At 71.1% G+C, this 12,618-nt stretch carries 8 protein-coding genes; 5 read left to right on the top strand and 3 right to left on the bottom strand.

What is annotated here, in order from left to right; translation table 11 throughout:
- Positions 1-53: 53 nt before the first annotated feature.
- Complete coding sequence (locus ACGFNP_RS41490) at positions 54-626, bottom strand: TetR/AcrR family transcriptional regulator (protein WP_358323065.1); 573 nt, start codon at positions 624-626, stop codon at positions 54-56.
- Positions 627-726: 100 nt separating this feature from the next.
- On the opposite strand from ACGFNP_RS41490, the gene ACGFNP_RS41495 reads away from it, so the two are divergent.
- The 5 genes from ACGFNP_RS41495 to ACGFNP_RS41515 are packed head-to-tail and all read left to right on the top strand — an operon-like array spanning position 727 to position 7,779.
- Positions 727-1,470, top strand: a complete 744-nt coding sequence (locus ACGFNP_RS41495) for an AMP-binding protein (RefSeq protein ID WP_358323063.1) — start codon at positions 727-729, stop codon at positions 1,468-1,470.
- Between the two features lie 53 nt (positions 1,471-1,523).
- Entirely contained in the window at positions 1,524-3,941 is a 2,418-nt protein-coding gene (locus ACGFNP_RS41500; RefSeq protein ID WP_393328243.1) for a LuxR C-terminal-related transcriptional regulator, read from the top strand.
- Between the two features lie 56 nt (positions 3,942-3,997).
- On the top strand, positions 3,998-4,429 hold the full coding sequence (locus ACGFNP_RS41505) for an AMP-binding protein (protein WP_358323057.1): 432 nt from the start codon (positions 3,998-4,000) through the stop codon (positions 4,427-4,429).
- A 28-nt stretch (positions 4,430-4,457) separates the two neighbouring features.
- Positions 4,458-7,010, top strand: a complete 2,553-nt coding sequence (locus ACGFNP_RS41510) for a LuxR C-terminal-related transcriptional regulator (protein WP_393328245.1) — start codon at positions 4,458-4,460, stop codon at positions 7,008-7,010.
- A 16-nt stretch (positions 7,011-7,026) separates the two neighbouring features.
- Complete coding sequence (locus ACGFNP_RS41515; protein ID WP_393328247.1) at positions 7,027-7,779, top strand: alpha/beta hydrolase; 753 nt, start codon at positions 7,027-7,029, stop codon at positions 7,777-7,779.
- Positions 7,780-7,972: 193 nt separating this feature from the next.
- On the opposite strand, the gene ACGFNP_RS41520 is transcribed toward ACGFNP_RS41515, so the two are convergent.
- Positions 7,973-9,406, bottom strand: coding sequence for an aldehyde dehydrogenase (locus ACGFNP_RS41520; protein ID WP_393328250.1), 1,434 nt, complete (start codon positions 9,404-9,406; stop codon positions 7,973-7,975).
- Positions 9,407-9,535: 129 nt separating this feature from the next.
- Positions 9,536-12,553 carry a M14 family zinc carboxypeptidase gene (locus ACGFNP_RS41525; protein ID WP_393328253.1) on the bottom strand — a complete coding sequence of 1,006 codons (3,018 nt, stop codon included), beginning with the start codon at positions 12,551-12,553 and terminating at the stop codon, positions 9,536-9,538.
- Between the last annotated feature and the right edge of the window lie 65 nt (positions 12,554-12,618).

A 12,618-nucleotide genomic window follows, 5' to 3' on the forward strand; every position in this document is an offset into this window, starting at 1 on the left:
CGTCTCGCTCTGTGATCGTGGGGGCGACCGCGCGAAGTCGCGGCGTTATAAGTCTAGTTGATCCCCTCTGATGGCAGGAGCGGGACGAGGTGACGCCTGGCATATGCACGGGTTTCGTCGTCGCTGTCCAGCGGTATCGCGCTGTCCGGAGTGAGCACGAACGACAGCGCGATGCGGATGAACATCTCGGCCACCGCCTCCGCGTCCGGGGTGTCGAGGTGGGCGGCGAGATACTCCCTGGCGACCGCGAGATAGGCGCCCGCCTCCAGCGTGAGGTGCGGCAGGATCAGCTCCGGCTCGGTCGCCAGCAGCCTGCTCAGCAGCGGATGCCCGCGCACCAGGCGCAGGGTGACCGCGAACCCCTCCGTCACCCGGTCGGCCATGGTCGGCAGCGGCCCGACCGCCTGCTCGAACGCGCGCAGGAACCGGGCGAGCTCGCGCAGGATCACGCCCTGGATGAGGTCGCTCTTGCGGGAGAAGCGGCGGTAGACGGTGATCCGCGACAGGCCCGCCTGCCTGGCCACGTCGTCGACGGTCAGGCGGCGCAGGCCGTGCTCCAGCATCCGCGCGTAGGCCGCGTCGAGGATGCGCTCCGTGGAGGTCGCCTCGGTGGAGTCGTCCCGCATGGATCAAGACTATGGGCGGTTCTCCCGGGCGCCGTACGTACATAGCGGGTTGCACAATTCTGCGCATGTCCCTGTGCGCCCGGATGCCTACATTGGCGGCATGACCTGGACAGAGCTGGTGCTGGGCGCCTCTCCCGTACAGGGCGAGCAGCCTGCGGTGAGCGACGTCAGAACCGGAGAGGTGCTGTCGTACTCCGCGTTCGCGCGGAAGGTCACGCACGCGGCGGCGGGGCTGCGCCGCCACGGTCTCCGCTACGGCGACCGCGTGATCGTCGACATGCCGCTCGGTGCGGGGTTCGCCGTCGCCGTCCACTCGGTCGCCTGGTCCGGCGGGGTGGCGGTGCTCGGAGCCACCGGCACGGCGCGCATGATGATCGCCCAGCGCGACTACGACCCGCTCGCGGTGGACGTGCAGAAGGTCTTCACCTTCGAGCCGACGCCGGGGGAGCTGTCGTTCGGCGACCTGCTGGGCGAGCGTACGGTCGAGTTCGGCCCGCTGGCCGGCCCCGCGCTGAGCGTCGACGGCGAACACGTCTACGACCACGACGAGCTGGCGTCGGACCTGCGCAAGCTGTCGTCGCGGGTGCTGGTCAGGCAGGACGACGTCGTGCTCGCGGCGGTCAGCGATCCGCTCAAAGGACTGCGGGTGCTCGACCTGGCGCTGATGTCGGGCGCCCACGTGATCATCGCGCACGAGCCGAGCCTGATCGGCTGCCGCGTGCTCGCCCACGAGCACGAGGCCACCCTTGTGGTCGCGCCGAACGAGGTGGTCAGGCGCCTGCTCGGTGATCCAACGTTGCGGGTTGTGGACGAAAGGGCCGTCGTCAGCTCGCTCACCCGGTGAAATCTGCGACACTGTGGGAGAGTGTGATCCTTCCGCGACGCAGGGTGACCACAATGTCCGAGCCCCCCAGGCACAATCTTCCAGCCGAGCCCAACAGGTTCGTGGGTCGCGAACGCGACGTCGACGACCTGTGCGGGCTGCTGGGCGAGACCCGCGTGGTCACCCTGTGCGGGGTCGGCGGCATCGGCAAGACCCGGCTGGCCCTGCGGGTCGCCACCCGGCTGGTGCCCTCCTATCCGGGCGGCGTGTGGCTGGTCGAGCTGGCCAGGCTCACCCGGGGCGAGCTGATCCTTCAGGAGATCGGCCACGCCCTCGGCATCCACGAAGAGGGCACCCGCCCGCTGCTCGACACGGTGACGGCCCGGCTGCGCGACACGCACGCCCTGCTGCTGCTCGACAACTGCGAGCACCTGATCGACCAGTGCGCGGAAGTGGCCGCCGAGCTCGTCGCGGCGTGCCGGGGTCTCGGCATCCTGGCCACCAGCCGCGAGCCGCTGCGCATCGCCAGCGAGCTGGTCTGGCGGGTGCCGCCGCTCGACCTGCCCGACGAGCGGCATCCCGACGCCGAGTCCGTGCTGCTCTTCGTCGACCGCGCCGCCGCCGCGGGCACCAAGCTGAGCCAGGCGAGCCGGGGAGACGTCGTACGGCTGTGCCGGGCGCTCGACGGGCTGCCGCTCGCGCTGGAGCTTGCCGCGGCCCGCACCAGCCTGCTCAGCCCCGGGCAGATCGTCGACCGGATCGACGGCCGCTTCTCCCTGCTCACCACCGGCGGCCGCACGGCTCCGCCCCGGCAGCGCACGCTGCTGGCCGCGGTCGAATGGAGCTACGACCTGCTGTCGGCCAAGGAGCAGGTGCTCCTGCGCAGATTGTCGGTGTTCACCGGGTCCTTCGACCTCGAACTCGCCGAGCAGATCTGCGCCGACCGGCCCATCTCCGAGGCCGAGATCGTCGACCTGCTCGGCGCTCTGGTCGACAAGTCCCTCGTGCTGTGCGACGAGGAACGCCGGCGCTACCGGCTGCTGGAGACCATCAAGCACTACGCGGCCGAACGGCTGGCGGAGGCGGCCGAGCGCGAGGTGCTGCGCGACCGGCACCTGGAGGTGCTGTGCGAGCTGCAGCTGCGCCACTTCGGCACGGAGATGGTCGAGCCCGACCTGCCGTGGCCGGTGCGGCTGGCCGCGCTGACCGCCAGCCGGAGCCTGGTCGACGACCAGCGGGCCGCGCTCGACTGGGCGATCGCGTCCGGCAACGCGCCGCTGGGCCTGCGCCTGTGCGCGTACAGCACCAGCCTGCTCCCGGTCAGCAGCGCCAACCCGGCCGAGATCGTCGGCTGGGTCGAGCGCCTGCTGGCACTCGACCTGACTCAGGTGTCCGACGAGCAGATCGCGCACGCCCAGGCGTACCTCGCCTATGGGCTGGAGGGCCGCGACGAGCTGGCCCGCTCACTGGAGTGCGCCAGGGCCAGCCTGGCGGGCCTGGGCGACGACAACGTCTTCCCCACCTGCGTCATGCACAGCCTGATCGTCGTGGTGCTGCTGCGCATGGGCCTGTCCGACGAGGCCCTGCACCACGCCGAGACCGGCCTGGCCGTGGCCACCGCCTCCGGCGACCAGTGGAACCAGGCGGCCGGGCTGGCCGGGCTGTCGGCGGTGGCGCTCACCCGCGGCCGGTTGCGCGAGGCCCAGTGCCACGGTGAGGAGGCCCTGGCCAAGGCGCGCCAGCACGGGCACCGCTGGCTGCTGGCCAGGACCGCGACGCAGCTCGGCGCGGTCGCCGAGGCACGCGGCGACCTGGTGAAGGCGCTGGCCCAGTACGAACTGGCGGTCCCGTGGCTGGAGGAGCTCAACGGCACCATCGAGCTGGCCCGCTGCCTGGCCAGGATCGGCCGGGTCGCGGCGCTGCTGCACGAGTTCGGGGTGGCCAGGGAACGGCTGGCCGCGAGCCTGTCACTGAGCAGACTGACCGGGCAGCGCCAGGGCGTGGCCCGCTGCCTCGTGGGCCTGTCGGTGCTGGCGGAGGCCGAAGGCGACCTGGAGAGCTCGGTGCTGGCCGCCGCCTCGGCCACCGCGCTCCGCGAGTCGATGGGCCAGCTCTCCGCGACGAGCCGCATCGAGGAGCTGCTCACCCGTGCCCGCGGCAAGCTCGGCGAAAGCCGTACCGCGGCGCTCTGGTCGCGGGGCAGGACGATGAGTCCCGACGACGCCGCCCGCCAGGTCCTCGCGGGCGAACGGCCGGTCCAGGCGGGTCCCGTGGTGGCCGAGCCCGTCAGGCACTCGCTGCTGACCGCCCGCGAGCAGGAGATCGCGGCCCTGCTGACCAGGGGCCTGTCCAACCGGGCCATCGCCGAGGAACTGGTCATCAGCCCCGCCACCGTGGCCAGGCACATCGCCAACATCATGGAGAAGCTCGGCTACACCTCGCGCGCTCAGATCGCGGTGTGGGCCGCCGAACAGCCCCGCGGTTCTGCATAGCGATCTGCATATTCCGCCCCATGTGTGCACGAGATGCCCTCCATAGCGTGGGCGGCATGGAGGAGCGCATCGTGATGGTGGACTCTGGCACCGGTCTGTGTCTCACTGAGGGGCAGCTGGACGAGAGGTCGGCCGCCGCGACCGTCCAGCTGCGCCGCCGGGGCGTGCGCGCGGGCGACACGGTGCTCATCTGCCTGACCGTCGGTCCCGATCTGCTCGTGGCGACCGACGCGGTGATAGCCGCCGGCGCGATCGTCTGGCCGATCCCGCCGGAGCTCGACGCGGGCCGGCTGCGAGATCGGATCGTCGCCAGCCGGGCCCGGCTGATGATCTCCGACCTGCCTCAGGCGATGGACGCGGCGAAAGAGTCCTGGGTCCGCATGGTGGTGAGCGTCGCGGATCTTCACTCATATCCGGTCAGTCGCGAACTGTGTACGGAAAGTGATCGCGCCAGGTGGCGAACCAAGGGAGACTGTGAGGGAGTGTGATCCCCCCGCCAACACTTGGACCTACCTCATGACTGCGCAAGTCCAGCACAACCTCCCCGCCGAACCGAACCGTTTCGTCGGACGGGCACGCGACGTGGCCGAGCTGAGCGCGCTGGTCCGCGGTGAGCGCGTGGTCACGCTCAGCGGAGTGGGCGGCATCGGCAAGACCCGCCTGTCGCTGCGGGTCGCGGCCACGGCGCTGCCCGGCTTCACCGACGGCGTGTGGCTGGTCCAGCTCGCCCGCGTCAGCGACCCCGAGCTGATCGTGAAGGAGATGGCCGACGTGCTCGGCGTCCGGGAGGAAGGCTCCGAGCGGCTGCTCGACGGCCTCCGGGTCCGGCTGCGCGGCACCAGGACGCTGCTCCTCCTCGACAACTGCGAGCACCTCGTCGAACCGTGCGCCGAGCTGGTCGCCGGCCTGATCGCCGACTGCCCCGAGCTGCGATTCCTGCTCACCAGCCGCGAGCCGCTGCGCATCCCCGGTGAGCTGATCTGGCGGGTGCCGCCGCTCGACCTGCCCGACGAGTGTCATCCCGACGCCGAGTCCGTGCTGTTCTTCGTCGAGCGGGCGGCCGCGGCCGGAGCCCGCGCGGTGACCGACAGCATGCCCGACGTCATCCGGCTGTGCCGGGCGCTCGACGGGCTGCCGCTGGCGCTGGAGCTGGCCGCGGCCCGCAGCAGCCTGCTCAGCCCCGGCCGGATCGCCGACCGGATCGGCGACCGCTTCCGGCTCCTGACCACCGGCGACCGCACCGCCCATGCCCGTCAGCGCACGCTGCTGGCCACGGTCGAGTGGAGCCATGACCTGCTCGACCACAAGGAACGCGTGCTGTTGCGCAGGCTGTCGGTGTTCGCCGGGCGCTTCGACCTCGACCTGGCCGAGCAGGTGTGCGCCGACGGCGGCCTCCTGCGCGGCGGCGAGGTGCTCGACGTGCTCAGCGGCCTGGTCGACAAGTCGCTGGTGCTCCACCACGGCGACGGCGGCCGCTACCACCTGCTGGACACCATCAGGCACTACGCCGCCGAGCGGCTGCGCGAGGCCGGTGAGGAGGCGCGGCTGCGCGGCGGCCACCTCCGGGTGATCTGCGCCGAGATGGAGCGCTGTTACGAGGCCGGTTCGCTCCACCGCCGGCTGTCGTGGCCGGCCCGCGCCGTGCACTTCGCCAGGGGCCGCACGCTCCTCGACGACTGCCGGGCGGCGATCGACTGGGCCGCCGAGTCCGGCAGCGCCGAGCTGGGGCTGCGACTGGCCCGCGCGGCGCTGGCCATCCTCGCGGTACGCGGCGACCTGAGGGAGAGCGTCGGCTGGTACGAGCGGCTGCTCGGTCTCGACCTGTCCGACGTGCCCGCCGACCTGATCGGCGTGGCCAAGGGCGGCCTCGCCTTCGGGCTGGAAACCCGCGACGAGCTGGACCGGGCCGCCGGGCTCATCGAGGAGAGCATCGAGGAGCAGAAGCGGCACCCCTACACGCACTGGCTCGGCGTCACCTATGGCGTGGCCCTGGCCGTCTTCTTCCGCACCGGCCAGAGCGACAGGGCGCTGCGCTACCTGCGCGAGCTCGAAGCGGCGGCGGCCGGGCACGACGACCTGTTCAACCTGACGACCGCCCGCATCGCCCGGCTCAACCTGGCGCTGTTCCAGGGGCAGCCGCGCCAGGCTCAGCGGTTCGGTGAGGAGGCGCTGGCCCTGGCCATGGAGGCCGGCCACCACTGGACCCTCGCCAGGGCCCTGACCCATCTGGGCGCGGTGGCCGAGGCGCGGGGCGACCTGGAGGCCGCCATGCGGCACCACGCGGCGGCGCTGCCCATCCTGGAGGAGCTCGACAACCGGGTCGAGCTGGCCCGCTGCCAGGCCAAGGTCGGCAGGGTGGCGGCCCGGCTGCACGACTTCCCCGCCGCCCGGCGCAGTCTGGCCGCCAGTCTGGTGCTGAGCAGGCAGACCGGCCGGCGCAGCGGCGTCGTCCGTGCGCTGGTCGCCCTGTCCGTCCTGGCGCAGGCCGAGGGCGATCTCGACGGGGCGGTCCTCGCCGCCGCGGCGGCGAGCGCGCTGCGCGAGTCGATCGGCCAGCACGACGGCCCGGCCCGCACCCAGGAGCTGCTCTCGCTGGCCCGCGACAAGCTCGGTGAGGGGCGCGTGGCGCTGCTCTGGGCGAGCGGCACCGAACAGGAACCGGGCGCGGTGGCCCGGCGGATCCTCGACCGGACGTCCGATGGCCGGGCGTGCGATGGCCGGGCGTGCGATGGGCGGGCGTGCGATGGGCGGGCGTGCGATGGGCGGGCGTCCGACGCCGCCGACGTCCACGAGCCCGCCTTCCCAACCCCTTCCCTGCCCGCCTCGCTGTTCGTGTCCTTGTCGGGCCCGGCCATCCGCGAGCTGCGCAACGCGACGCTGACGGTGCGCGAGCGGGAGATCGCCGGGCTGCTCACCGAGGGCCTGAGCAACCGGGCCGTCGCGGCGCAGCTGGTGATCAGCCCCGCGACGGTCGCCAGGCACGTCGCCAACATCATGGAGAAGCTCGGCTTCAGCTCGCGCGCCCAGATCGCGGTCTGGGCAGCCGAACACGGCCTCGACAACCGGTGACCATAAGCTCGGAAGCATGCCGCTCGCCCCGAACTTCCCGGTCATGCTCCGCACCGAGGACGGCGTCCGCATAGACGCCGCGCACACGCCCTCCACCCGCTCCGGCCTCGGCATCGTGGTGGCGCACGGATTCACCGGCGGGTGGCGCGACCATGCCACGAGGCGCATCGTGCACGTGCTGAGCAACTATGGCGGCGTGATCGCGTTCGACTTCCGCGGGCACGGGCGGTCCGGTGGCGAGTCCACCGTGGGCGACAAGGAGATCCTCGACGTCGAGGCCGCCGTACGGCACGCGCGGGTGATCGGCTACCCCAAGATCGCCGTGGTCGGCTTCTCCATGGGCGCCGCCGTGGCCGTACGGCATGCCGGACTGATCGGCGGCGTCGACGCGGTGGTGTCGGTGAGCGGCCCGGCCCGCTGGTACTACCGAGGCACCAAGCCGATGCGCCAGGTGCACTGGGCCATCGAGCAGCCGATCGGCAGATGGGCTGCCAGGATGGCCAAGCGCACCAGGATCGCCCGCGGCCGGTGGGAGCCGATCCCGGTGCCGCCCCACGAGGCCGCCGCGCTGATCTCCCCGACGCCGCTGCTGATCGTCCACGGCGACGCCGACACGTTCTTTCCGCTGGATCACGCGTACCAGCTCTACGAGGGAGCGCGCGAGCCCAAGAGGCTCTGGATCGAGCAGGGGTACGGCCACGCGGAGTCCGCCGCCGGGCCGGAACTCATCCGTCGCATCGGAAAGTGGATCGGCTCGAACCTTTTCTGAGTAATGGACGTCTATCTAGGGCGGATGGAAGAAATCCGCCGGGAGAAAGTCCTTGGGGAAGGAAACCGTCGAGGCGGTGACCATGGGACATACTTCGTGGAGTAGCGGGTTTCGCACCTAGCGTTGCGGGGGCGCGCTGGGTGTACATCCTGCGGAGTGGGGCTCCGGTACGTCGTACCGGAGCCCTCGCTCTTCAGCCCAGGCGGGCGATCGACTTGTACTCCAGGTAGCTGCTGAGGCCCTCGGGGCCGAGTTCGCGGCCCACGCCGCTGGCCTTGTAGCCGCCGAAGGGCGCGTTCGACTCCAGCATGAAGCAGTTGACGCCGTAGGTGCCGGCGCGGACCTGGCGGGCCACCTCCATGCCGTGGTCGGTGTCGGCGGTCCAGACGGTGCCGGCCAGGCCGTAGTCGCTGTCGTTGGCGATGCGGATCGCGTCCGCCTCGTCCTCGTACGGGATCACCGCGAGCACCGGGCCGAAGATCTCCTCGCGGGCGATGCGCATGTCGTTGGTGACGCCCGCGAAGACGGTCGGGGCGACGTACCAGCCGTGGTCCATCGGCCGGTCCATTCCGCCGACGACGACCTTGGCGCCCTCGTCCATGCCGGCCTTGATGTAGCCCTCGACGCGGTCCTGCTGCCGCTTGGCGACCAGCGGGCCGATGCCGGTGCCGGGGTCGGCGGGGTCGCCGACGGGCTGGGAGGTGACCATGTTCGCGACCGCGTCCACGACCTCGTCGTAGCGGCTGCGGGAGGCCAGGATGCGGGTCTGGGCGACGCACGCCTGGCCGTTGTTCATCAGCGAGGCGATCGCCAGCATGCCCATGCTGCCCGGCAGGTCCGCGTCGTCGAGGATGATCGCCGCGGACTTGCCGCCGAGCTCCAGGCTGACCCGCTTGAGCTGCTCGCCGCAGATGGCGGCGATGCGGCGGCCCGCGGCGGTCGAGCCGGTGAAGGCCACCTTGTCCACGCCCGGGTGGGAGACCAGGTGCTCGCCGGCCTCGCGGCCCGCGGGCACGATGTTGAGGACTCCGGCCGGGATCCCGGCCTCGATGACCATCTCGGCCAGCAGGTACGCGTCGAGCGGCGTCTCGGGCGCGGGCTTGAGCACGATCGCGCACCCGGCCAGCAGCGCGGGCGCGATCTTGGTCATCGCGACGAACTGCGGCACGTTCCACGGCACTATGGCCGCGACCACGCCCACCGGCTCCCGCCGCACGGTCGTCGGCCCGAACAGGCCGGGCCGCTGCTCCTCCTGGGCGAACGTCTTGCCGTAGTCGGCGTAGTACTGCAGCATGCCGAGGGGCTGCGGCGCCTGCGCCAGGTTGGAGAAGGTGATCGGCGAGCCCATCTCCTCCGTGATAAGCGCGGCCATCTCGCCCTGCCGGGCGGCGTAGATCTCGGCCAGCCTGCCGATCACCTCGGCCCGCTCGGCGAACGTCATGCGCGGCCACGGGCCGTGGTCGAACGCCTGCCGCGCCGCGGCCACCGCGCGTTCCATGTCCTCGGCGGTGCCGTCGGGCACGCGGCCGACGACCTCTTCGGTGTGGGGGGAGATGACCTCGATGGTGCCGGTCCCCGCCGGGGCCACCCATTCGCCCCCGATGAACAGCGTGTCGTGCTGGCGCATGTCGTGAGCCTCCTGCTTGACCGAATGCTTGCTTGCCTACGGACGCCTCAAGCTGACCGAACCATGTTCTGTCCACGCGCGCAAGAGGGGCCCGGCACGCGTACTCGCATGCCGGGCCCCTCCGGCGGATCAGCCGAGCAGGTGCCGCATGGACCGCTTGACCAGGTCCGTGCGCATGGCCTGGGTCGTCAGGCTCTCGACGCCGAACCCGAGGTAGACGGTGTCCTCGGTGGTGATGCCGCCGCCCTCCTCGAACACCTGGTCCGTACGGGCCCAGTTGTTGATCGAGGGTGGGCTGCCGGCCGGCGGCGGCGCCACGGTCCAGTCGCCCAGGTCGGACTCGAACGAGGTCTGCTCCGCCGTCGCGCCGTTCAGCGTGACGGTGAAGTCGTCGAGGAAGACGCCCGCGCCCTGGGTGCCCCAGTCGCTGACGTACGAGAGCGACAGCTCCACCTGCTTGCCCGCGTACGGGGTCAGATCGACCTTCCACTGCTGCCAGCCGGCCGAGTTGCCCGTGGCCGCGTTCCACGAGCCGGAGGTGCCGGTCGGCTCGCAGCCCGGTCCCTGGTAGCGCTGGGTGAACGGATGGATCGCGCGCCAGCCCTCGCCGCCGCCGGGCGGGTCGCAGCTGCTGCCCGTGCTCTGCGTGGTGTGACCGTTGACGTCCGGCAGCGTGGTCCAGTCGTCCCCGCCCACGGTGTGCGCCTCGACCGTGAAGAAGTCCCAGCCGGCCTCGGTGTCGTAGGAGGTCCAGAACGACAGGTCGCCGCTGGTCCTGCCGGTCAGGTCGACGGTCTTGGTCAGCCGCTTCCAGGAGACGTCGGCGATGCCGCTGTAGACGTCCCAGGAACCGGTGTGCGGGTCGAACGGCCCGCCGGGCCGGGCCCACTTGACGGGGGCGGAGCTGGCGAACCGCGGGAACTGGGCGGCCGGCAGGATCGCCGACGTCGCCACGAACGAGTTGGTGTGGCTCGGCTCCAGCGTGCCGTGGAAGCCCCGGAAGCGGCCGCCCGCGCCGTCGAGCGCGTACGGGACGCCCGTGGCCGGGTCGGTGCCCGAGTCGTCGAAGAAGACGTACGCGCCCAGCCAGTACTGCTGGAAGTCGTTGAACACCTGGATGCACGGCGGGTCGTCGGGATCCGCGCACTCGGGCTGGGCCGGTTGGTCGGGCTGGTAGTAGTACGCGCCGTTGTTGTTGGCCGCGTACGACGGGTACTTGCCCGCGTGCACGAGCTTGCCGCCCTCGTTCAGGTAGTCGCGCACGGCCAGTTCGGTGTCGACGCCGCCCTTGGAGGTGGTGCCGGGCACCTGGCCGGCCGATCGGGGGATGATGTCGTCGCCCGTCTCCCAGACCACCGCCTTGTAGTGGCTGAGGACGCCGAGCGGGTGGGGAGCCTTGCGGCCCATCGTGTCCATGTCGTAGACGTCGGAGCTGTAACCGGCCTCGTCGAGCGCCTTGACGTAGTCGTCGGCGTACTTGGCCTCGGTCACGCCCTGGACAGGGCTGAGGCCCGTGACGTCCTCGGTGGCCAGCACCAGCACCTTGCCGCCGATGTCGCCGGCGACCTGGTAGGTGAAGTCCCCGCTCTTCCTGCCGATCGAGCTGAACCAGACCTTGACCTTGTCTCCCGGCCGGGTTCCGGTGATCTTGCCGCGCAGCCAGTGGTAGTAGGTGTTGTAGCCCTTGCCGTAGCGCTCGCCGCCCCGCCATTCGCCGGTCGGCACGGTCCTGGTCCTGCCGCCGTTGACCTGGTAGTTCAGGAGGACCGGGCCGAGCTTGCGCTTGGCGTCCACCTGGACCACCTGGTCCCTGCCGTAGCTGACCTCGAACGGGTCGAGCACGAAGTCGGCCGTCGCGTTGCCGAGGTGGTTGACCGGCTCGGACCAGTTGGTGGCCGACTTGGCCACGTCCATGGCGAACGGGATGTTCTTCGCGAACTCCGCCTGCACCAGCGCCTCGTCGTCGGGGAAGACGAATCCGCAGCCGTCGCAGCCCTCGTCGAGCTCGGGCGTCCAGGCCAGGGTGCCGTACGTGCTGTGCGCGTGGTCGGTGGTCTCGCCGTTGGTCGTGTACAGCTCGGCGCCCAGGTCGGGGTCGAAGCCCGGGATGGCCGGGTTGGCGTCGTTACCGGAGATGGCCTCGTAGATCGGGTTGTCCGCGGTCTTGGTGGCGATCTGCCAGCCCATCGGATAGAGCAGCAGCGGGCCGAAGGAGTGGTAGTTCACCTGGCCCTTGAACCTGATCCGCCGGAGCAGCCCGTCGAGCGCCCTGGTCTCGGGCTCGCTGGCGGGCCCCGTGCCGCGGTAGGTCTCGCTGCTCGGGATCGACGAGGAGCCCTCCTCGTCGTAGTGGAAGTTGGTGGCGTAGTTCCGGTTCGGGTCGACGCCGTCGCCGGTGGTGATCTGCCCGTCGCCGTTGTTGTCGCGCAGGTTCTTGCGCCACAGGCGGTTGCCCTCGGTGAAGGTGAAGTCGTAGCCGTCGGGGTTGGCGACCGGCACGAACCAGAGCTCGGTCCTGTTCAGCAGGTCTCTGAGCGAGGATCTGTTGGCGATCACGTACTTCAGCAGCCGCATGTCGACCTCGGTGGAGATCCACTCGCGGGCGTGCTGCGTCGCCGAGTACAGGGTCGCCGGCTTGACGCCGTCGGGCAGCACCCTGGCCAGCGCGCTGACCTTGACGGCGAGGATGTCCTGGCCCTTCAGGGTCCTGCCGAGGGACTCGATCTTCACGAGGTCCTTGTTCGCGTTGGCGATGGCCCTGAGCTGGTCGGCGATCCCGCCGGGCTCGGAGTAGGACCTCCAGACGGTGTAGCCGCCGGCGGCCTGCGCCTTGGCCGCCTCCAACTGGCTCTGGCCCTGCGGGTTGCGTACCGGCTCCGGCTGGTAGCCGAGCTTGCGCAGGCCGTCGAGGCCGGTCTGGGCGGCGGTCACCTCGACGTGTTCCCTGCCGCCCCGCGTGTCCTGTTGAACGACGTCGAAGCCCTTCTCCCTGAGCGCCTGGCCGGTGCCGGGAGTGCTCTCAAGCTGGTAGAGCTCGATCCTGTCGCGGGCTGGTAACGGGTCTATCGTGGCCTGGGCTTCCAGGGCGACGAGGGAGGTACCGAGGCCGAGGATGACGGCCGTGGACAGGGCCAGTAATCGAGACACGGATCTGCCCCTTCGCAGAGACGAGTTTCGTCGCCATCTCAGACCGATCTGTCGCGTCCGGCAAG

The sequence above is a fragment of the Nonomuraea sp. NPDC049269 genome (genome assembly GCF_043197155.1).
GTDB lineage: Bacteria > Actinomycetota > Actinomycetes > Streptosporangiales > Streptosporangiaceae > Nonomuraea.